The organism is Mesorhizobium sp. CNPSo 4671 (genome assembly GCF_057784245.1).
This window is the reverse complement of record NZ_JBWLUW010000030.1, coordinates 13,964-36,062: the sequence shown is the minus strand read 5'-3', so window position 1 is coordinate 36,062 and position 22,099 is coordinate 13,964. Positions and strand designations below refer to the sequence as shown.

Genomic DNA, 22,099 nt, shown 5'->3' with positions numbered 1-22,099 from the left:
CTGGCTAACCTGGCAAACGGCTTCAGCAAGTGGCCGGAACAGGCGGGTTGTCGCGAGGCCACAGCCACGATCGCCGGTGAGGTGCTTCGCCGTGCCGACCAACTCTCTGAATTTACTCCGCAGACCCTGGCTAACCTGGCAAACGGCTTCAGCAAGTGGCCGGAACAGGCGGGTTGTCGCGAGGCCACAGCCACGATCGCCGGAGAGATGCTTCGCCGTGCCGACCGTCTATCCGACTTTATTCCTCGGAACCTGTCGAACCTGGTAAACGGCTTCAGCAAGTGGCCGGAACAGGCGCAGTGTCGCAAAGCAGCGGCCGCGATCGGCATTGCGGTTCTTGGCCGCCGTGGGGACCGCACCCCCCGACCCTCAGACTTTACCCCGCAGGAACTTGCAAACCTTGTGAACGGTTTCAGCAAATGGCCGGAACAGGCAGAGTGTCAGGAGGTTATAGCCACGGTCGCCGGTGAGGTTCTGCGCCGTGCCGACAAGCTCCCTGGCTTTAATCTGCAGGAGATGTCGAACCTGGTGAACGGCTTTAGCAAGTGGCCGGAAGCGGCGGCTTGTCGCGAGGCTACAGCCACGATCGCTGGTGAGATGCTTCGCCGCGCCGACGGGCTATCTAATAATCTTATCCCTCAGGACTTAGGCAACTTGATGAATGGGTTCAGCAAGTGGCCGGAAGAAGGGGCGTGTCATCAGGCGACCATAGACCTCGCGCACCGACTCGGCTCGGCAAACCTCCGCTTCGGAGCCTTCACCACACCTTCGCTCAGCATGATCGCCAATGGTCTGGCGCGGGAATGCCAGAGGGGAGAGGAGGCCGGAGAGATCAACGAGACCGCTCTGCTGAAGGACCGGCTGCACAAGCTCGCCCACCACCTTCACTATGCCACTGATCGCCTGGAGCAGGCCAACGCTCTGACGATCGTCAACATTTTTAAGGCGCTGGCCAAAGCCCGGCTGTTTGACGATCTCGGATTGCTCGCACGCACGGGGTTGGATCGCCTTCAGGAACTGCATCGTGCGCCTGGATTTGCCGCCGAGAATAACCTGGAAACCGCGGGCAATCTGTGCGCCGCTCTGCTGCCGCTGGCGCGCAGCACGCACAAGCAGCTGCGCTGGCATCGCAGGCAGGCGCTCAACCTGCTCAACGATATCCAACCCGTCGTGGAACAAAAGATCCAGGCGCACCTCAACGCAAGCGATGCCGAGCGGCGCCGTGGACCGTGCTCGACCCGTTGTCCCGCCCTGTCGATCTATCAAGTGTTGAAGACCCGTGCGGTCCTCAAGAGGCTCTACAGACGCCCCTATGTCGAGGGCGACAGGTTCGGTTTGCGGAACAGGCAGCAAGAGTTGCAGCGGGAGACCAGAGGCATCCTGGAACGCACCCGCGATCTTATCGAGCGCGATCTTTCCAATATGAGCTGGAACGTGATCGCGGATATCGAGGCCGATAACCCGCTGGATGCGATAGATTCATTCCTGGAGCAGAATGCAGCAACCGTCCAAGCCCAACATCCTGCATCGGTATTCGACGTGCATCAGGTGTTGCGAACCATGGATCACGAGCCCAGACCGCCGCAGGGCGATGCCGGACTGATGCGGTTGCCGGTCGTTGATATGCGGGGGCAGCGCCTCGCCACGGAGGCCGAGACACGATATTCGGTTTTTCATCGCCTGACCTCGGGGGCGGTGAAGGTGGTGGCGGTGCAACTGCCGGGAAAGCCCAGCACCTTCTTGCTGACGCGCACGCTCACCGTCGAGGGTGTGCCGTACCGCATGGACCTGTTCGGCGGCAGCAAGTTGAAGCCGCCGAGATTGACACTGGCGCAGATCGCGTCACGTCCGCCAGGTGGGCGACTCGAGCCGTCCGGAGGGAAGCTGCTGGCCATTCCCTATAGTGACACGGCAGCGGGCACCGACTTCGAGAGGCTGTCGCGCGCCTGGGCTCCGTTCAAAGAGGCCTATTATTACACGCAGCGCCGGGGGTTCGCCGCGCCACCGGCCATTCAGGGTCTGGGCCCGCACGACTACGCCCTGGAAGGCGCCTTCAAACTGTTGCTGCTGCCGGACCGCCCGGTGGGCGAGGCGCATCCTTTCCAGCTGACTGGGCCGAAGGGACCGATCGCCCTGCAGCCGCATGACGGCTGCGGCTTCATCAAGGCCTCGCTGGCCGCGCTGATGCCGGCTGTTCGCCGGGCCGTTTCGCAAGACGGCCCCGATCGGATGACCGCCTTTGCCGAGGGAAGGAGGTCGTCCGTTCCGGCCTCGGCACTGCAACATTATCCGCGCAGCGAACTGGTGGCGGAGGAGACGTGCGAGAAGGCCAGGACCTGGCTTGAGAGCCAGCAAGGGCGCGCGTTGACGTCCGAAGAGCTGTTTCGAACCGTGACGACCGGACATATCGACGGTCCCGGTGCGGTTGCCGTACCGTCCAGTGATGGCCGCGTCCATGTGCCGAAGCTCAAGAGCGAGACGTTGACGGGCAGGGATGGCGTGCTGATCGGCCGCTCGCCCTATGACAAGCCCAACCTGCGCCCGTTTGCCGCCGGGCAAGTCAGGTCGGCGGCGGATGCGGACCCGACCGCGGCGTTCCTGGATCAGTGCGTGGCCATCCAATACAGTTTGAATGTCGCCGAGAAGCCCGGCAAGGACCTGACGGCCGACGCTCCGACCTTCTTTGCCAAGGGCATTCTGATCGTGGTGCCGGACGCGATGTGGCCGGCCGACTTCGCCGACCGTGGGCTGGTGATGTCTGCCGAGGACGTCAAGTGCCATTCGAACTGGACCACGGGCAAGGACCGCGCCAAGGCGGACACGCCGCTCGACTGCGTCGGCGTCCTGCAGGCGACGGAGGTGTTCGCTCCCGGCTCGCTGGTTGCCGTGCCGACCGGTGAACAGAAGAAGCTCGATGGCGATTTCGACGGCGACACGGTCATTATCGTCGGCGACCGGCCGCAGCTTTATGAGCATGTGCGTCAGTTCGATCAAAAGGAGCAAGCGCGCGGCGTGCGCTCACTCAAGCCGCCCAAGTCGCACACTCCTGCCATCGACGGCGAGCGTTACCAGTTCAGCCGCGCCAGCCAGATCCTCGCCGCCACGCAGAACGTCCTGGAAACCTATACCGGCCTGCAGCGAAGCTTTCTGGCTCAATCGCATGAAGGCCGACACTGGTTTGCCGAGCGGGCCATCTTTGGCGCCTACGAGGGCGTCAACCACGGGCTCAGGCTCGGCCTTCGTGGGCTGTTGGACCAGGACCAGGCGAGCCGGCAGGATATCCAGGACAAGCTCGACACTGCCAGGCACGAGATCGAGGTCGCCAGGCATCCGGTCGCCCGCGAAATGGCCGCTCTGCTCATTTCCGCCCTGGAGGCGTGGGCGGTCGAGCCGGATGCGCAACGCCGGCCCGAACCAGTCGAAAGCGTCAACGACGCTAACCCGGGGCTCAGCGCGGCACTGTGCGCGCTGTTCCCGGATCTGGCCGAGGCCTATGCGGCGACTGCCCAGCCACGCGAGCGCGTCCAGCTCTTGCTCAACCACTATCCCGCGCGCATCGATCCGCGCCCGGATGGTTACAATCCCGACGACCTCGTCGAAAGCGCAAACAATCTCCTGAGCCTCGGCGTCAAGGTCGGCACCGACGCCTATAAATCCGATACTGGCGCCCGCCTCTTCATGAAGAAGAGCGCAGAGCTGCAGCGGCTGCTGCATCAGACGCCGGGCTTGAGGGCCGTGCCCTACGTCAAGGGTCTGGCGGCAACCCTCAACCAGGGCTGGTTCGATGTCGATGCCACTTTGGGAGACCTGAAGGGCAATCCCACCCTGGCGGCTTCAATCATGGAAGCCTCCATCAAACTCGTTGCGCAGCAGGGCATCTTGCCCAAACCGTCTGCGCCGCACCTTGGCAGCGCGGACGGCGCGACGATGACGCTGAGCCGCGAGCAGGCATCGCAGCGCGCCACCATCGAGGCTGCCCGCGCCAGGGAGGAAGAAGAGGAAATCACCGCGGCAGCGCTCGCCGTGGCCGCCAGCCTGGCGACAGCCGGCATCCAGGTGAACATGCCTCATATGAAGCGCCGCTTGAAATCGGAAGCCTCCATGACAGATCATCTGACCGGCATGAGCGCCGCGAGCGGCAGCGATGTGCAGCTGCTCAGCAGCGCCGTGCGCCATGTCTTCGAAATCCCCGACAAGGATTTTACGCGCGCCTTCAAGACCGCCATGCTGGCCTTCGAGGAGCGCGGCTACACCGAGCTCCAGACAACCAACTGGTTCAGATTGCGCGATCCGAGCTTCGTCGGCATCCAGAGCGTGCTCAGCACGCCGGATGGGTACCGCTTCCAGCTGGAGTTCCACACGGCAGGCAGCTACAAGGCCAAGATCGACAATCACGACACCTACAAGGAGCTTTTCGAGCTGCAGCAGCAAGCCGGCGCCGATGGGCTGGAGAAGGCCAAGGAACTGGTCGAGCGCGTGCGGGGAACCTGCAGGCAAGTCGCGATCCCCGATGCTGTCATGGACATCCCCCACTGGGGAGGCGAAGAGGGGACAACGGGCAGAACCAGACTCGCCAGCTTTGGGGTGCGCAGCGTTGAACAGCGAAATCCCCAGACCGCCAGGTCACCGGTCGCAAAAGAGATCTTTGCCGCCCTCAATGGACGGCCGGTCGTGCTGGTTGGCATGCCGGGCGCCGGCAAATCAAGCATCGGTCCCATTTTCGCCAGGCGCCTGGGGCTACCCTTCGTCGATACCGACAAAATAATCCAGACCCAGGCTGGCAAATCGATCACGGAGATTTTTAAGACCGACGGCGAGGCGCGTTTCAGGGAGCTGGAGGCAAGTGTGATCGCGCGTCTGCTCGAGGCCGGCCCCGCCGTGATCGCCACCGGGGGCGGCTCGTTCAACGATTCGCAGAGCCGCAGCCTCATCAAGGAGAAAGCGGTCTCGATCTGGCTCAATACCAAACTCGAAGTGATCGAGGAACGCACCAGGAAAGATACCAGCCGCCCGCTGCTGCAAGGCCCCAACCCGCAGGATAAGATCGCCAGACTGTTGAGCGAGCGCCAGCAATTCTACAAAGAAGCCGATATCGAATTCATTCCACCCGAGAAACAGGATAGAAAGAACGCCAAGCCATGCGTGGAGAGTCTGCACGCCCACCTGTGCTCACAGGCGGGCGCCGCCCCTGGCCCTGGCGTAGAGGACGCCGATCGGCTGCCTGGGCCCGCAGCGCAACCCACCGCCCCGGCGGGACGGGAGCCGGACGGGCGCTTTCTCCCCACCCATCGCGCCCAGGTTGCGCAGACGCATGAACCCGCCTCTGGTTCGGGCAGCGCACTGCAGGGTCGGCTGGCGCTTGGCCCCACAGATTGGCTGACCGACGACCATATCAACGCGGATTACAGGCTCCTGGACCAGGAGTTGCAGGCACGCTCTCCGGATCTGGCCGCGCGGACGCGTCTCGTGAATCCCATCGTAGCTCATCATCTGCGCTTGGCCGCTGACCGCGATGCGCCAGGCGCATTCCAAGGCATCGTCCACAATCACAATGGCGAGGATACCGCCGACTTCCTGTTCCTGCCAGTCAACGATGCCAATGCCGCCGATCCTGATAGCGGCAGGCACTGGTCGCTGCTGCTGGTTGATCGCCGCGAGCGGGCAAGGCTCGTCGCCTATCACTACGACTCCCTGGGAGAATACCACCGCGCCATTGCCACGCAGTTCGCGGCAAGGCTGGGCGCCGACCCGCAGCCGGTGCGCATGGCGCGGCAGCGCAACGGTTATGATTGCGGCGTCTATGTGGTGGCGGCCACGCGGGAGCTGGCTCGGCGGTTGGCGCAAGAACCGCGGCGCGAGTCCCTGCACCTCGACAATCTGGTCGCCGATCGGCAGGCCCTCCAGGGGCGACTGCGGCAGGGCAAGAGGGTCATCGGCGAATCCAAACCTTGAATATGGGCCGATGTTTGCTCCAAAGAGAAAGAAAGCCGAACCAACGAGAGCCCCCGGCGTTTCGATCGCCGGGGAACTTGGTCGAGATAAAGCTGGGAGGCGTTGTCACGTTGTTTACAATGTGGGCGCGTGAGACGACTGTCGACCCGCAAGTCTCGCGCCAATTGAAACTATGATGCTGGGACAATGCGTTAACTCTGAGCGCGATGTATCTCGTTTCGGACATTGTCGAAGTTACGACAGCAAGCCTTTGCTGCCCGATCGATACGCTGCGCGCGCTCTAATCTCCTAGGAGTTGCAGACGTGGATCGTGGGAGACAGCCACGGCGTCTTTCTCTGCGATCAACGGCACGCCGGCGATCGGCGTCGTAGGCCGCGTCGGCCATGCGACTTTGGCGGTCAAGCCGCCGCTCGGGGCATAGGCCTGGGGGCAATCACCCTGTTGGCCGGCTGTCAGGGTGAAGCGCATCGGGCAGCCAAGACCTCTGAAGGCCACATGTTTCTTGGTGGGTCCGCCACAGGAACGGCCAAGGGCCTGATCTCAGCCCCCTTTAGCGCCCGATGCATATTGATCGCGAGGATGATTGTGGAATCGACAATCAGCTACTCGAAGTCCGGGTCGCCCGACATCGACGCAAAGATGCGCCTTCATGGTTCCCCCGGCGGAAGCGAGTTGTTGTTCATAGAAGCGCCCATCGTTCGCTTCGCTGGACAAGGCTGAATGATAGTTCAGGCGCGATAATTGTACTCCGGTAGTTGAAGAACGGACCACTGCAAGACGAAGCCTTGCAGAAGTACTTCCCGCGACGTTGAACCAATCAACAAAGAAGGATGTCCGACAGAGGTGCCAACTTGCTGCAGCGGGCGCAGTCCGGATCAACGACCTTCGGGTTCGCGCGCGAAGGACAGCAAACGCCATTCGGTCAAGGAGGATTTGCCCGAAATCGATAGTGATTGAGAAGCCACGCGGGCGACGCCTGTGACCCAGCATCAGTTTTTGGCCACTAGAACGCGCTGAACCTGGCGCGCTTTACGATCGGCAGTCCCTTGTCTGTCTTGCCGACAATAAGGTGGGTGGCCCCCGGAGGCAAAGAGCCGTCGGGATTGGCCTCTACGGCTTCGCCTCGTTCGATCAAACCTCGCACGAACGCCGCTTTCTCCGCGTCGTCCGGGACTATTGGTTTGGCCTCCCTTTTAGATGCCACGTTCGCTATCTCAACCATTTTGCACTATCATATTGTCCAGTTTATCATTGGCATCCACAGTTGCAATCGAATAGCAGCCTATCCAAGCGCGCACCGCCGGGGGTTGTTACCAGCCGATGTGACTTTAGCTTACGTCCGTGATCCAGCCGAGCCTCAGGCAAGACCACATCGCCATAGTCCACACGACCTCGGCTAAATAGATCGTCGACGAACATCTGAGCCGCGGTCGCTGCGCCCAGAGGTTGTGCCGACGACAAGTCACCGGCGGCGCTTAATGCGACAAAATGGCGTCTCTGTGATGGCGTCCTGACGAAGAGCACCCCTTTGATGCCGTAGTCATCTGCCGGCAACGCTGTCTCAGACAGGTCTTCGTGTGCGTCAGCAGGGGCAGGGACAGCAGCTCGTTCCGGTGGGACAAAGGCAATACTCGCTGCGGAGTGCAGAGAGAGGATCAAGCGACGCACGTAGATTGCCTTGATGATCGGCGGATATCTGGCGTCCACCGAGCCAGCTGCGATCACCATATTCGCGGCCACTTGCGCGTACCAGTTGGACACCACCGGCGAAGCTTTGATCGCGCTTATGAGAATGCCGGCCAGATCGCTTGCAACTGATAGCAATTCAGCCTCCGTCGGCATCGCTGGATTTTGTGCCCTGGCGGAAAGGGCCGTACCGAGCGACTCGAAGAACGCGCCTGTGAAAACTCGCGAGAACGAGTGCGGCTCGGAGGAAAGGTGTGCTGCCGGAGCCGAAATGGGGAGCGTGCTCGGATCTTGGTAAGCAAAGGAATTTACTGCATTGCGCAGGCAGTCTGCATCTACAGCGTCTGGATGCTGCGCGCGGATGCCCGCACCGAGCTGCTCAGCGAGGCGTGAAAGCCGCGAGTTCCTGTACAGGCGACCGCCTGTATCCTCCAGTACGCTGGTGCGGAGCGACGGTAACTGGATGGCCGACAAGATGGCGCTGATGTCCGCGAAAGATTCATGGAATGCCGCGACTTCCTGGCTGCCTACGTCCCACAACTCCGGCTTGAAGGAGTCCAATACCGCGTGTCCCATCTCGTGGCAAACCACATCGGGGCTCTCTCCCGAATAGACGGTGCCTGTTGGAGAGGGGCCGTGGAAGAAGTTAAGGGCCGTGCGATCATAATAGGCGTTGAGATCGACTCCTTCGTCGAGATTGACCTTCAGGGTCGCGCCGACCTGCCACTTCGTCAGCGGAACGCACGCCGACCAGAAGTCTGCGCCCCTTCGCAATGCTTCCGCTGCAGTCCAATACCTGAAATCGGCCCCTCCGGGAGGGTATCCGCCAGGTTTTGGAGCAGGCTTGGGAAATCCAAAGGCAAGAGGCTTCTTGGAAAGGTCTGGAATGGGTCGGCTAACCAGTATCCCCGTTCCGGGATCGTCCTCCCATACGGAAACCGAATTGCTTGCCTTCGCTTTGGCGTTCTTCGCCGAACCTTTCGCCTTCGCCACTGTCGTCTCCTCTTTGGTTTCGATTGAATGGAACTTCGAAAACTGCTCGCCACAGGCGGCGCCAAATTAGGATTGCCCGCCTCGAGCGTCGGAGAGCGTTCTACGTAGGTGGCAAAGCGGACACGCTCTGGCAGCAATCTGGCTACAAGACGCGATGGAGCATCAACCGTGCCGAGCCTTGCGCGACGCCGATTTTCTTCATGACCATCCATGACCTCAAACGCGCGGTTTGCTTCGTCGCCACAAGGCCGCAGGGCGTAACGGAGGGGGCAGCGCAAACCTGAAACGGTTGCCGTACGGCTTCGGTCCTCGGGCACTTGACTTAATCGGCGGCGATACAGGGACTCGCGAGAGCTTAATGATAACCGCGCAAGGACCTGCTACGGCAGATGGGAGGGGAGGGCCCTTGGACGAGAACGATCCGAAGGAAGAGCTGATCGAGACGATTATCCGAACACCGTCCTGGAGATCTTGCTTGCCTTTTCGCTCGGCTTCGTCACGCATTGGGCTGCCAACCCCATGCCATGGGATTTTACGACCTGGTTGCCGTTGTGCCGATCCTGTTCGGCATCGCGTTGCAGATGCGGGCGCTGTCCATGCTGCTCGACATCAGTTCGCTGCGCCGGCCCATCTGCACGGTTAACTCGTCGCCGCGCGTCCGAAGCACATAGTGTGGGGCGTCGATGGTTGGCTCTTACCGGCGCCTGAAGCGGATACCGGCACAGCAGACGGCCGCCAAAGGACCTTCCTATTCTCTGGAGCAGCAGCAAGGACGCCTTGGTGGCCGTTTCGAACGTATTCGCACGGTTCTGAGCGGCGTCGCCGAGCAGGGCGGCTTTCCGTCGGACGCCTCCGCTATTGCGATGAATGCATGAGGCTGTGTCGAAATCTTTTCTCATTCGTGGAGATAGGTGGTCAGCCCTTGAATTCGCCCTGAAAGAACATATATTTTCATATACATCCATTCATGAGAAACCTTACGTTTATGTCAAAGAGTTCCACATCGCTTGAAATCCTCACTGATGCAACGGTAGTCGCGCTGGAAACGCTTGGCTCTCATCTGCGCATCGCCCGCGAGCGTAGGGGGGACAGCCTGAAGACCATGGCCGCGAGGATGGGGACTTCGATCCCTACGCTGCGCAGGATGGAGGCGGGCGACGCAAAGGTGTCGATAGGTGTTTATGCTGCGGCGCTCTGGATATTTGGTAAGTCCGAAAATCTCGCTGAAATCCTCAAACCGGGAGAGGACGAGTACGCGACAATGCTCGATGTGAACCGAGCAAGCCGAAAGAGAGGGTAACATGGGCGACTTCCGGGGAAATTCGCTTGCGGTCTGGTATCTTGAAAACCCGCTCGAGCCGAGCTTGGTTGGGCGGGTAAAGCTCGAGACTAGCAATCGGAGATGCCTTCTTGAACTGGATGACGAGTGGAGGCGTTCGGGATTCCCTCTCTCTCCGGATCTCGCCCATGACAAGAAGGTGCATGCTCCCTTGAAGGACATGGTGGCTCCTGGCGCAATCGAAGACGCTATGCCGGATCGCTGGGGGGAACGGATGATCAGGGTCGTCTCTCGCCCCCCGCGCATGAGCCCACTCGACAAGCTCTGGTATGCGGGCGACCGCCGTTTCGGTGCGCTTGGGATGTCATCCAGCTTCGATGAATATCGTCCCGTCGACGAACAGCCACTCATGAGTGTGGATTCTCTTCAGGAAGCGGAGGCGCTGATTGCACGCGTCCTCGAGCGTGGACCTCTCAGCGAGCGAGAAAGACAGCTCATCGCCAGCGCCGGCAGCATGGGCGGCGCCCACCCCAAGATGCTGATCGAAGCTGACGGAGAAGAGTGGATCGCCAAGTTTCCGCGCGGCAGCAACGTGGATCAACTCCTTGTCGAGCATGCCTGCATGGAACTGGGGCGCCGAGCCGGATTATACGTCGCATCGTCACGGGTCATGCCCGGCGGTATCGATCATATTCTGACGGTCCGTCGTTTTGACCGTGTTGGGGGTCTGCGCGTCCACGCTGTTTCAGCACGCACGATGCTGGCCTCGGAGACCGAGGACAGCTATGCCACCATCGCGGCGATTATCCGACGCCATGGAGTCGCCGACTGCATCCAGTCGATGCAACGAGAACTATTCCGCAGAATGGCGTTCAATATCATGATAGACAACACTGACGATCACACGAAGAACCACGCCTTTCTCCATACCGAGGACGGATGGCTGCTTTCGCCGGCTTTCGACATTCCGACTCAAATGAACGGTCTCGGACAACAGGCGATCCAAATCTCTCCGAGCCCCAGGTTTCTGAACGATTTCAGCATCACACACGCCATGGCGGCGGCGGCTCACTTCGGCATGTCAAAAGAGGATGCTCAGCACGAATGGAACCAGGTGGCCGGATGGATCGGAAGATGGCGGGACATCTTTTCAGAATGCGGTGTCGCTGCGGTCGACATCGACTACCTCGGCGACATCTTGGATTCGCCGGCGATGCTCGAGCATCGCCGGGAGGCTATAGGACCGTCTGATATCGGTTCACCTGACGCGCTGAACGGCAGATGTAGCCCCTAAGCTGGTACGTTCGCGGGGGGCTGAACTTGGTGTCAGTTGCAAACCTAACAATAATCGGGCCTGCGCCTTCGCACGAAGACGGCCAGGCATCTCCAGTCGCTAGGCCAGAACCGGGGAATATCTCGTCACCCGTTACCGCCCGGAACTGGCGGCGACCGCCTCGCAGATAAACCGCCTCACCGCCACCCTTGAAGAGGTGGCGGCAAACGTAACGGCATTGATCGCGCTGCCCGCCAGGTCGCAGCAGGCAGACCCAGCTGCCGCCGGCTAGGTTCAAGGCCGGGATTCAGCGGCCTCCTTGCAGGCGTTGCGGAAGAGCTCCTCGACCTGATTGACGTACATCTCTGCTCGGCACTCGATTTCGTTACCCATGCCGGAGTGAAAGGCCCAAAGGCAATGGTCCAGCGCGCTGCGCGCCACATAAGCTTGGCTGATGGCCTGATCCAGTTCGAAGTCGAATGTATGCATGAAAAGCGAGATCCGACGCGCGTGCAATTGCAGGCGACGCCTGGAGGAGACGCAATCGCAAGGACTCTGGCTGCGTTGAATGACAATGCGCTTCGCCGCGAAGACAATCGTTGCTCCTTCGGCATGCCCCGCGAATGCGCGGACCCTTGGGTCGTTCGACTTCCTGAACTTTCGGCAGCGCACTATGTCCGCATTTCCGAACGTCGCGGACATCCGGCGATGGGTTCCTTTTTTCCAATGAAATCGGCGGTTTTTTCGGTTGGCACAGGCGTTGCAAGCCCTTTGCGACGAGATTCGCCAAATGGGAGGAACGCATGGATCGCTGCAACAAGTTGGCCGACGTCGGTCGCCGCCAAATTTCTGAGGGGAGGAGCGTTTGCCGCCGCAGGGATGGCCACAGCTGTGGCATTGCCAGTGCAGGCACAGGCCAAGGCTGCCCCCGGCTTGGCACTCGCGGAATATCCGTCGAACAGGCTGGCCAATGCCGCTGACAAGAGGGCCAACGAGCCCCTCGACGTCATCGTATGGAAAAAACGGAGAGTTCCCACATGAAATACCTGTTCGTCGGCGCCACAATGGTTTTGGCGTTACTGCCTCCGGCCGCCCAGGCCCAGGATATCGAGGCCGGAAAGACCGTCTTCAAAAAGTGTGCGGCCTGCCACAACGCTGATACCGACGCGAACAACTTCGGGCCAACCTTGAAAGGCGTTGTAGGCCGGACAGCGGGAACCGTCCCTCGCTATTGGTATTCGAAAGCCATGAAGGATGCCGGTGCTGCGGCACTCGTCTGGGATGAGCCGAACCTGACGGAATATCTGGCCAATCCCAAAGCGAAAGTGCCGAAGAATAGAATGGGGTTCCCTGGCCTCAAGAATCCCGACGACATCAAAAACGTCATCGTCTATCTCAAGAGTGTGTCAGGTTAGAAAAACCTTAGGCCGTTGCGTTTCGAGAACAACGCAAGGGAGGAGCGCTCGTGTTTCACGCCGCGAAGCCCGTTTTGAAAGCCGACTGTTCTGCCGGGCAGGGTGGCGAAGCTATCCCGTTCGAGACGGCGGTAGCCAAAGCCGTCGCGCTCGCCAAACCTGTTCGATACAGGGAAACAGTCTCGCTTGCCGGAGCATTGGGGCGGGTTTGCGCGGCCGATATACACTCGCCTATTTCGCTGCCTCCGTTCGACAATTCGGCAATGGACGGGTTTGCCGTTCGAACGGCGGATTTCGATGGGGAGGAGCCTTGGACCTTTCGCGTGGCTGGGCGGGTGGTCGCCGGCGATGTGCGCGCTCTCGAGAACCTCGACCCACGAAATGCACTTCGAATATTCACGGGAGCACCCGTTCCGTCGAGCTTCGATGCGGTGGTCATGCAAGAGCATTGCGAGCGAATTGGCGACACCGTGACGGTGTACGAGCGGCCCCGTCGTGGCCGTCACATTCGTCTCGCTGGCGAGGACGTCAGCGTCGACATGGAACTGGTAAGGCGGGGTAAGGGCCTGTCTGCCAGGGATCTAACCTTGTTGGCAGCGGTGGGGATCGTCGAAGTCCAGGTGCTTCGAAAGATCCGGATAGGGCTGCTCTCGACCGGAACCGAATTGAAGGAACGAGGTGAACCCCTCGAACACGGTCAGATTTACAATTCCAATCGGATCATGTTGCGCTCGTTGCTGGCGACTTGTCCATGGGCGGAAATCGTCGACTTCGGCATGGTCCCTGACAGCCTGGGTCTCCTCGCAGACGTTGTCGCTCGCGCCGTCGCGTCCTGTGACGCCTTGGTTACCACAGGCGGGGTCTCGGCAGGCGAGGAAGACCATATGGTGGCGGCTGTTCAATCTCATGGCGCCGACCTTGATGTCCTCATGGTCGCGATGCGGCCGGGCAAGCCGCTGAAAGTCGGAAGGATTAGGAACACGGTCTTTGCTGGGTTGCCGGGCAATCCCAACGCGGCCCTGATAGCGTTTCGGCAGATTGTCCTGCCTGCCTTGCGAAGGCTGGCCGGCCTTGCGGAGATTCAGCCGCAATGGTTCTCGGCGGTGGCTGGCTTCAACTGCAAAAAGCGGGAAGGCCGAACCGAGTTTGTGCCCGTCCGCATATCCGGCCGCACCGAAACGGGTGAACCTGTGCTGGCGATGCTTGAACGTGGATCCTCGGCCAATTTGATGGCCATTGCGTTGGCCGACGGCATTGCACTCTTGCCGCCTGAGGCTGCCGAGATCGCAGACGGTATGCAGCTGCGCTACGAACCGTTTGGGTCCTGAATTAGAAAGGTCAGCCTGCCCGGCGCAAACCTGCTGTGGCGGCCCTAGCTGATACGAGCAGGCTGGTCTCGTCCCTAAGTCCGTTCTGGAAAAGGCGCACTAGATCAGAGGCAACATTCTCGGCTTCTGGTGATCCCGGCTGGATATGGGCCTCTTGGCAAAGCTGGTCGAAAACCGCTTTCAAGCTTTCCAGGTCGGTCGGGTAGAGAGATGGATCAAGGTTGGGACGGTCAATCATCAAGACCTCCTGCAGGCTAAGAACTTGAACGACAGAAGGGCAGCGGCGGGTCTCCCCCGCTGACAACCGTTCGCGAAATCAAGACCCTCGTTTCCGGTGAAACCCAAAGCCTGAAAAGAGATCCTGCCGACACCGCCGGAGCCGAGGGGCCGAGGGCGCTGTCGCGGCAGAAGATCCTGCACGCGGTTCCGATCCTCGTCGAGCGGCTTCTGGGCATTCTGAAGGATATCCGGGAGGCGCTCGAGCCGCATTTCGAAGGCAAGAAGGTCGCCAAGGGAGCCCTCGTGGGGAAAGTGGAGCATCCGGCACGCCGAGCCGGAGCCGAGCTGCAGAGCCTCGCGGTCTTCGTCGAACTCCCAAAGCAGCAGCGATTGGATCGTTCATCCGGCGCGCTTACCGCATGGAAGCCAGTGGTGGAAGGGTTTCCCAGATTCTTTACAAACTCGGCGGACGCGAGGATTGGCCCGACGCCAGCGAACTGGGCGAGCAGCAGCCCAATGCGTACCTGGGATTGCGGCCAGCACCGACCACATCTCGGCGGGATTCTTCACCCAAAATCGGCGAACTTCGGCTTCCCACCCTTTAATTGTCCGAGGGCGGCCGTTTAGCCGCTCCAGGTACACAACATTGGCTTTCAGGTACCAACTTTGGATGTGGCACCACCAAGCCGAACAGTCCCCGTGTCGCGGACGCGACAAAGCTGACCGCACGCGTCGGTTGCCAGACGTTCTCCTGGTAATAATGGGCAGGTAGCATCCACTGCACAGGTCCCAGTGCTGCTTGGCCATTGCTTGGTGAGGGCCATCTGGCACCAATCCGGCACGCAACTTGCTCAGATGATGCGAGGCGTGAGCATTGCGGCACGGAGCTCAGCGACGATTGATCAGTTTCTCAGCTTCAATGGGGATCACCAGCAGCTATGCTCTAGGGCGCGTAGCACGAAAGAGATGCCTTGCTGCTTGAATTGGCGACCGATCTCTTGCGCGCTAATGCGCACGTCGCCTGCATCGCACCGTAAGCAACGCGCCTGAGCTGGCACTTACCGGGCGCGGGCATCGACCTTTATGGCCGGTGGTGCAATCTCAATCGACGGCTGAGGTCAGGAGAACCAATGGGGAAAAATTCCGTTCCAGATCATATCCCACCCGAAATGGTGAGGGATTTCAGCCTGTTTACGTCGCCCGGGATGTCACCGACTCCCAACGGAGATCCGCACGCAGCAGTTGCTTGCGTCCATGCCGGGCTTCCAATTTTTTATTCGCCCCTCAACACGCGCGACGGCCAGGGTACCTGGGTAATCACGCGCGCCAGCGACCAGCGCCGGGTGCTGCAGGACACCGAAACTTTTTCCAGCCATCGCAGCATCTTTGCCTCCGCGCTCGGCGAAAACTGGCCGATGATCCCACTTGAACTCGATCCTCCGGCCCATGGCGCCTTTCGCGCATTGCTCAATCCGCTGCTTTCGCCAAAGCGGGTATCGGCATTGGAGCCAGCTGTCCGCGAAAGGGCAATCAGGCTCATCGACGGGATCGCAGCATTGGGCGCAAGCTGCGACGTCATGAACGATTTCGCATTTCCCTTCACGGTCAACATCTTCCTCCATCTCCTAGGGCTGTCCGATGACCGGATCGACATATTCGTCGGATGGGCGAGAGATCTTCTCCACGGCGACGATGTGAAACGGCCCGCCGCTGCCCGAACGATCGTGGCCTTCATTGACGAACTTGCGGCCGCCCGCCGCCAGGACCTGGTTGACGACTTCATGACCTTTATCGTGCAGGCACAGGTCGAGGGCCGCCGGCTGACGAAACAGGAAATCCGCGGCGTCGGCGTGCTGGTTTTCGTTGCCGGGCTCGATACGGTTGCAGCAGCTATAGGCTTTGACTTGGCTCATCTGGCGCGCAACGTCCAGGATCAGGAATTGTTGCGAAGCGAACCGGACCGGATCCCGCTTGCGGCCGAAGAATTGCTGCGCGCCTATTCGACCGTTCAGTTGATCCGTGTGGCAACGAAAGATATCGACTTCGAAGGCGCGCCGATCCGCAAGGGGGACTATGTTTCCTGCGCCACGATGATCGCCAATCGCGACCCGGCGGAATTCGAATGTCCAAACACGGTCGATCTGGCGCGGGAGGACAACCCCCATGCCACCTTTGGCTATGGGCCTCACCGTTGCCTTGGCTCACATCTTGCTCGGCGCGAGATCGTCATTGGCTTGGAGGAGTGGCTGACGCGCATCCCAACGTTCCGGATCAAGGAGGGTACGGCGCCCATCACTGTCGGCGGGCATGTGTTCGGGATCGAAAATCTGGTCTTGGACTGGTCCTAACCAACTCCCACAAACCGGGGCAATGACAATGGAGGCAGAGCCATGCGCATCATCGTCCATAACGACAAATGCCAAGGACACGCGCGATGCGCGGCGCAAGCGCCACGCATCTTCAAGCTTGATGACGCGGGTTACATCCTTCCCGGTGACATCGAAGTTGCGGAAGGGGAGGAAATCACTGCGTCGCGAGGCGTGCGATCCTGCCCCGAACGTGCACTTGAACTCAAACGTACACCCTGCAGCACGGGTTGAGCCGGACGTCATTTCGGCGGGCAAGAAAGGACCGCTCAGGTGGCCTGCATATGGTAACGGACGAACCCTCCCATCCACTATCTTACTCGTCCAACGTAGGCGCATCTGCGTGTCGGGACGCTCCCACTACTGCTAGGACGCCGCGGCTCGCAAAACACACTCTTCCAATCACAAAATTTGTGGCAAAGCTAATGGACCACCAGCCGAAAATTACCGAGCTCCTCGACCGTGAGGCGATCCGCGACTGCCTCTATCGGTACTGCCGCGGGATAGACCGTGCGGATGAGGCGGCGCTTAGCAGCGCATACTGGCCCGATGCACAGGACAATCACGGGGCCTATTGCGGCCCGGCAGAGGGCTTCATTCAGTTGGCGCTGGGTGTCTTCAAGACCGGACCGCGCAACATCCACCAGATCACCAACATCCTCATCGAATTCATTGGTCCGGTAGATGCCGCGGTCGAGAGCTATTTCACCGCGTTGCAACGCGGGCCGGACGAAGATGGAGAACCACGCCAGACGCTCCTGTGTGGCCGTTACTGCGACCTGTTTCAGAACAGGGAAGGGGAGTGGCGGATTGCCGAACGAACCGTGGTCTACGATTGGCTCGAGCAGCAGATCCCACCAGCGGTCGTTGAGGCGGAACGGTTCGGCCCGCGACGGCCGATCGGAGCACCGCATCCGCACGATCCGGTCTACAGGCTTGGAAAGCGTCGCGTTCCTTCCCCCCTGGCCCCCTCACAGGTTTCGAACGACAAAGCCGCGCGGTCAATGGAGGCTAAAGGCTATGAGAACTTTGCAATGCCACAGCGATCCCGGCGAAAGACTGTTCGGTGAGAAGGGGCATCGGATTGCCTTTCTGCCCCACGACGGCGTGAGCGGTCTGCTCTGCCCCACTAGCGGCTTGACGACGCTGGGGTGCACCGACTGGCTACCAAGGTAACCTGTCCTTGACGGGTCCCTTCGCAGGATCGGCTACCAATTCGGAAGTTGGACCGCAGCCGGATCGCTGCATCGTCTATTCAGGTCGTGGCCAGGACGCTGTTTTACCGAGACATCATTTTGCCACGCAAACTGATGGGCTGAGATCGTTGAAGGGAGCGCGGAGAGATTTTCATGAAGCAGGCAGGACGCACCGTCGTCATTACGGGCGCCGCGGGCGGGATCGGCCGCGCCCTGGTCGATATTCTTGTCAGGGACGGAGACACTGTTGTTGCGGTAGACCTCGCTGGCAGCGGGGTCGTTGAACTGGCCCGTGGGCTCGGCCATCCGCATCTCGGCCTCGAGTGCGACATCTCGCGAGAGGGGGATGTCCTCGCGCTCTACGGTCGAGTCGAAGCACAGTTCGAGCACATCGGCGTCCTCATCAACAACGCCGCGATAGGGCCCAGCATGGCTGCGAGTGTCGATACCAGTGTCGACGCTTTCCGTCTCGCCTTGGAAGTAAACTTGATTGGACCCCTCGTCATGGCCCGCGAAGCGGCGAGGCGCATGAAGCCGGGCGGTGCCATCGTCAACGTCGCTTCGATGGCGGGCGTCGTCGGCAATCCCAAGCGCAACGCCTACGCTGCCTCGAAGGCCGGCCTGATCTCATTGACGAAGTCGCTTGCATGCGAGTGGGCTTCTCGCGGCATTCGCGTGACGGCGGTAGCGCCGGGCTACGTGCGCACGCCGATGGTGATGGAACTGGAACGCGCAGGCAAAATGCATCTAGCGGCAGTGCGCCGCCGCGTGCCGCTGGGTCGCTTGGCACGCCCGGATGAGATCGCCCTCGTTGTGCGTTTTCTGACCAGCGCTCGGGCGCGCTACATTACCGGTTCGGTGCTGGCGGTCGACGGAGGCTGGATGTCATTCAACCAGCCGGGAGATGCGCACCAGCCGGTGGATGGGACCCCCCAGGCCGAACTCTGCCGTCCTGCCGAGGGTACGGGGGCGCGAGTCGTGCTTGTCACAGGTGGTGCGAACGGTATAGGCGCGGCCGTCGTTCGCCGCTTTGCCGAGAGCGGCGATACTGTTGTGATCGCTGACAAAGATGGTGCCGCAGCGGCAGAACTGGCTGCGTGGCTCCGCGGCAACAATCCGGCCAAATGTGTGGACGTGGCCGTCGAGAGCGAGGTGGTGGCGCTATTCGAGGACCTGCGGGGACGCTTCGGGCGTGTCGATGTGCTCGTCAACGGTGCTGCTGCCGACACGTCGTTGTTGGGAATCGAAGAAATACCCGAACACAGCAAACACGTCCTGGATGTCAATCTTACCGGCGCCTTCACTTGCGCACGCGAGGCGATCAAGGCGATGTGCCCTGGCGGCGTGATCCTCAATCTTGGATCGATCAATAGCTTTTTGCCGTTTGTGCCGCGCCATGTCTATGGCGCTGCCCAGGCTGGGTTGGACATTCTGACCCGATGCCTGGCGGCCGAACTCGGGCCTGTCGGCATTCGCACAGCCACGGTAGCTCCTGGTTATATCTGCGCGCCTGGCTCTGCTCAGTTAGCGAAGGTCCGTCGCATCGACGCCACATCGATCCAGCGGCGCATCCCGATGGGCAGGTTGGGAGAGCCGGAAGACGTCGCTGAGGCCGCGTTCTTCCTGGCTTCGTCTGCCGCCTCATACGTTAACGGTTCCACCTTGTACGTGGACGGCGGCTGGACCGCGTTCGGTGATGCGGGGAACGCCAGCGAACTCGATACAGAGTACTTTGCTGAGGCAGCGTGTTGACCGGCGACTTTTCGCCAGGCGCCGGGGCTGAGGATATCCAAGGCTTCAACTCCGCTGCGCCCGGCGCCCGCACTGCTTCGGCCGAAGATGTGAATTCGGGCGATGACGAAAACGTCCGTCCTCATCGTGGTCAAAGCAGTTCCAACCGCTCCGCGTGCCCTAGCCACCCAATTGCGAGCGGTGCAGCAAAACCAAGCCGCCGGCAAGGCTGGCCGCAGCCAAGGCCTGTGCGCGTATTTGGCGCTTCTCCGACAGGCTAACTCACCTGTAAACAAGGAAACCTCATGGAATTCGCAACCTTCATCCTGGCCGCCCAGCGAGGCTATCATCAATCGTGCGACAGCGTCATCCGCAACTCCATCGAACATGCCACCGTTTCGGAGCAAGCCGGCTTCGCTACCGCCTGGTTTGCCGAGCACCACTTCAACAATTACAGTCTGATACCCTCGCCCCTGATGATGGTGGCGCACTGCGCCGGCATGACGAGCACTATTCGCCTTGGCACTGCTGTGTGCGTGCTGCCGCTATATCAGCCGCAGCGCTTGCTTTCAGAAATCGGCTTCGCCGACATCGTGGCGAACGGCCGCCTCGAGCTTGGCGTCGGCTTGGGATACCAGAAATTCGAGTTCGAACGCTTCGGCGTCAATATCGATGAGGCGGCGGCCGTGTTTTCGGAATACTTGGACATCCTTCTGAAAGGCCTCAACCAAAACATCTTCGAGCACAACGGCAAGTATGTGAACATACCTCCGACGGCGATTTCGCTGCGTACGCTCCAGAAGCCGACCCCGCCGATCTGGATCGCTGGGGGAGCCGCGCGCATAAGGCGGGCTTATCGTGAGGGGCACAATTTCTTTGTCACGGCATTTCACAATGGCTTGGAGGGTTTGACCGCGCTGCGCGAAGCAATCGAGAAGTCGGCGGCTTCCGAAGGGAAGAATGTCGCGGACGCCAAGATATGTCTGCTGCGTTGCTGCTATGCCAGCGACGACGAGGCAGAGATCAACAGTTATCTCGACAACGCCCGTTTTCAGCGCCGGCTGTCAGAAGCACTGCACCAGCGCCGTCAGCAGAGCCCGGACGGCTATCTGCTAAACGAGACGCCGACGCAGCAGGATTTATCATTCGAGAAGATGCGCCAGAACCTGCCGATCGGCAGCGTGAATCGCGTGATTGACCGCCTGCTGGAAGAGATCGACATCTTGAAACCCGACCAGGTCGCAATTCAGACGCAACTGGGCGATTTCGACCACAAAACGATGCTACGCCAGATCGAGCTCTGGGGAGACCAGATCATCCCAGCGGTCAGCAAGTCGCTCGCTCTTCAGGGCGATTGATGGGACGGGACCAGGAGCATGGCACCCATGCGGCGCAGCACCATGGCTGCCCCGGCACTGGCAAATCGCCGACCGAGTTGCAGTTTGACCGGCATGCGCTTGCCTGTGTGCTTTCGAGCGCGCTTGAGGAACTCGAGGCCGGCAAGGCGACGGCGACACAAGCAACCGGTCTTTCGCGAGCTGAGCTGCGCGATGTCCTGACCGGCAGCTTCCCGGCAGTCGCCGTCGACGCGTTCGCATTGGAGGAGGCGGGCGAGCCCCAGCCGGACCCGGAGGAAGAACTTCTGCGCGAGTTGCTGTTCGCGCATGCCCGGCCCGGCGACCCGGCCAGCGCCCGGTTCGCCAAGATCATCGCCCGGCGTGCCATGCGCAACGACCATCTCTGGCAGGACCTAGGCCTTTTCAACCGAAACGAGCTCAGCCGCCTGCTTGCCACGCATTTCCCGACGCTTGCGGCCGGCAACACCCAAAACATGAAATGGAAGAAGTACTTTTATCGCAAGCTCTGCGAATCCGAAGGATTTTCACTATGCAGCTCGCCTAGCTGCCGTGAATGCAATGATTTCGAAAGCTGCTTCGGCCCGGAAGACGACGAAAGTCGCCTGGCACGGATCAAGAATGGGATCGCCTTGGACCAGGAGGCGCTCTTGCCGGCGTCCGAGGCGCCAATCTCGCGGGCGCCAATCTCACGCCGTTGAGCCAGAGCGGCTTCTTCCAGGCGCCCTTGCACGGGAGGAGAGGGAAATTCAATCGGCCCGATCAGGGTAAGCGGGCCGAGCACGGTTCGGGTAGCGACCTGTGTGCGGACCGGACAGAATCTTGAGAGCACGAACAAACGGATCGCCGGGACCGAGGCCTTTCGTGCCAAAACACGCGGCTCTGGCTGGAATGTGGTATCCGACCGCGGCAACACGATCCGAGCCATTTCTTGTAAACCGGTCGCTACGGCGCTTTTGAGGGCGCGCTCCCTCGCTCCCTACCGTTTCAGCCTTTGTTCGACGCACGGCGGCCGCAAAGAACATCGCGCGCGGCGCTGACGCCCCTCGTCCCGACACGGTGGGCACACGACAAACCGTCGTAACGTGCGCGGAGCAGCCGCATCACTTTGGCGACGGCCTATTCCTGTCAATCACGGTTCGGCGGGCAAGTGCGACACCATCACTTCAGACCTCCATTTCAGCCAAGTGATCTATGACGGCACATTGAAGGGCGCTTTAATCCCGAACTCGAAGAAATCTTGAACGTCGATGATTGCCGGGTCGTCTCCATCAACGATGGCTCTCTCGCGCTCATCATAAACGC

At 60.7% G+C, this 22,099-nt stretch carries 15 protein-coding genes and 1 pseudogene; 12 read left to right on the top strand and 4 right to left on the bottom strand.

What is annotated here, in order from left to right; genetic code table 11:
- Window positions 1–5,952 (top strand): shikimate kinase (locus AC04SF_RS36175; RefSeq protein ID WP_488481698.1); only part of this gene is annotated, 5,952 nt, incomplete at its 5' end.
- A 316-nt stretch (window positions 5,953–6,268) separates the two neighbouring features.
- Here the strand turns inward: AC04SF_RS36175 and AC04SF_RS36170 are convergent.
- Together AC04SF_RS36170 and AC04SF_RS36165 are read right to left on the bottom strand one after the other, a co-directional pair.
- A pseudogene (locus AC04SF_RS36170) lies at window positions 6,269–6,597 on the bottom strand (IS5/IS1182 family transposase); the annotation flags it as partial.
- A 604-nt stretch (window positions 6,598–7,201) separates the two neighbouring features.
- Entirely contained in the window at window positions 7,202–8,632 is a 1,431-nt protein-coding gene (locus tag AC04SF_RS36165; RefSeq protein WP_488481697.1) for a gluzincin family metallopeptidase, read from the bottom strand.
- A 524-nt stretch (window positions 8,633–9,156) separates the two neighbouring features.
- Between AC04SF_RS36165 and AC04SF_RS36160 the strand changes: the two genes are divergently transcribed.
- From AC04SF_RS36160 to AC04SF_RS36150, 3 genes are all read left to right on the top strand, one after another.
- Complete coding sequence (locus tag AC04SF_RS36160) at window positions 9,157–9,303, top strand: hypothetical protein (RefSeq protein ID WP_488481696.1); 147 nt, start codon at window positions 9,157–9,159, stop codon at window positions 9,301–9,303.
- Between the two features lie 314 nt (window positions 9,304–9,617).
- On the top strand, window positions 9,618–9,932 hold the full coding sequence (locus tag AC04SF_RS36155) for a helix-turn-helix domain-containing protein (RefSeq protein ID WP_488481695.1): 315 nt from the start codon (window positions 9,618–9,620) through the stop codon (window positions 9,930–9,932).
- Window position 9,933: 1 nt separating this feature from the next.
- A complete protein-coding gene (locus AC04SF_RS36150) occupies window positions 9,934–11,205 on the top strand; it encodes a type II toxin-antitoxin system HipA family toxin (protein ID WP_488481694.1) in 1,272 nt (423 codons plus the stop codon).
- A gap of 273 nt (window positions 11,206–11,478) precedes the next feature.
- Here the strand turns inward: AC04SF_RS36150 and AC04SF_RS36145 are convergent, their stop codons facing one another.
- Window positions 11,479–11,886: a hypothetical protein gene (locus AC04SF_RS36145; protein ID WP_488481693.1), complete on the bottom strand. Its 408-nt coding sequence runs from the start codon at window positions 11,884–11,886 to the stop codon at window positions 11,479–11,481.
- A gap of 335 nt (window positions 11,887–12,221) precedes the next feature.
- On the opposite strand from AC04SF_RS36145, the gene AC04SF_RS36140 reads away from it, so the two are divergent.
- On the top strand, window positions 12,222–12,599 hold the full coding sequence (locus AC04SF_RS36140) for a c-type cytochrome (RefSeq protein ID WP_488481692.1): 378 nt from the start codon (window positions 12,222–12,224) through the stop codon (window positions 12,597–12,599).
- 50 nt (window positions 12,600–12,649) lie between these two features.
- Window positions 12,650–13,927, top strand: a complete 1,278-nt coding sequence (locus tag AC04SF_RS36135; RefSeq protein WP_488481691.1) for a molybdopterin molybdotransferase MoeA — start codon at window positions 12,650–12,652, stop codon at window positions 13,925–13,927.
- Window positions 13,928–13,937: 10 nt separating this feature from the next.
- Here the strand turns inward: AC04SF_RS36135 and AC04SF_RS36130 are convergent, their stop codons facing one another.
- Complete coding sequence (locus tag AC04SF_RS36130) at window positions 13,938–14,165, bottom strand: hypothetical protein (protein ID WP_488481690.1); 228 nt, start codon at window positions 14,163–14,165, stop codon at window positions 13,938–13,940.
- Window positions 14,166–15,276: 1,111 nt separating this feature from the next.
- On the opposite strand from AC04SF_RS36130, the gene AC04SF_RS36125 reads away from it, so the two are divergent.
- From AC04SF_RS36125 to AC04SF_RS36100, 6 genes are all read left to right on the top strand, one after another.
- Window positions 15,277–16,494 carry a cytochrome P450 gene (locus AC04SF_RS36125; RefSeq protein WP_488481689.1) on the top strand — a complete coding sequence of 406 codons (1,218 nt, stop codon included), beginning with the start codon at window positions 15,277–15,279 and terminating at the stop codon, window positions 16,492–16,494.
- A 42-nt stretch (window positions 16,495–16,536) separates the two neighbouring features.
- Window positions 16,537–16,746: a ferredoxin gene (locus AC04SF_RS36120; protein ID WP_488481688.1), complete on the top strand. Its 210-nt coding sequence runs from the start codon at window positions 16,537–16,539 to the stop codon at window positions 16,744–16,746.
- A 191-nt stretch (window positions 16,747–16,937) separates the two neighbouring features.
- Window positions 16,938–17,582, top strand: a complete 645-nt coding sequence (locus AC04SF_RS36115; RefSeq protein ID WP_488481687.1) for a nuclear transport factor 2 family protein — start codon at window positions 16,938–16,940, stop codon at window positions 17,580–17,582.
- A 279-nt stretch (window positions 17,583–17,861) separates the two neighbouring features.
- Complete coding sequence (locus AC04SF_RS36110; RefSeq protein WP_488481686.1) at window positions 17,862–19,460, top strand: SDR family oxidoreductase; 1,599 nt, start codon at window positions 17,862–17,864, stop codon at window positions 19,458–19,460.
- Window positions 19,461–19,744: 284 nt separating this feature from the next.
- Window positions 19,745–20,797, top strand: coding sequence for an LLM class flavin-dependent oxidoreductase (locus tag AC04SF_RS36105; protein ID WP_488481685.1), 1,053 nt, complete (start codon window positions 19,745–19,747; stop codon window positions 20,795–20,797).
- Window positions 20,797–21,495, top strand: a complete 699-nt coding sequence (locus AC04SF_RS36100) for a nitrogen fixation protein NifQ (RefSeq protein ID WP_488481684.1) — start codon at window positions 20,797–20,799, stop codon at window positions 21,493–21,495. The genes AC04SF_RS36105 and AC04SF_RS36100 overlap by 1 nt, the downstream gene beginning before the upstream one ends.
- The last annotated feature ends 604 nt before the right edge of the window (window positions 21,496–22,099 follow it).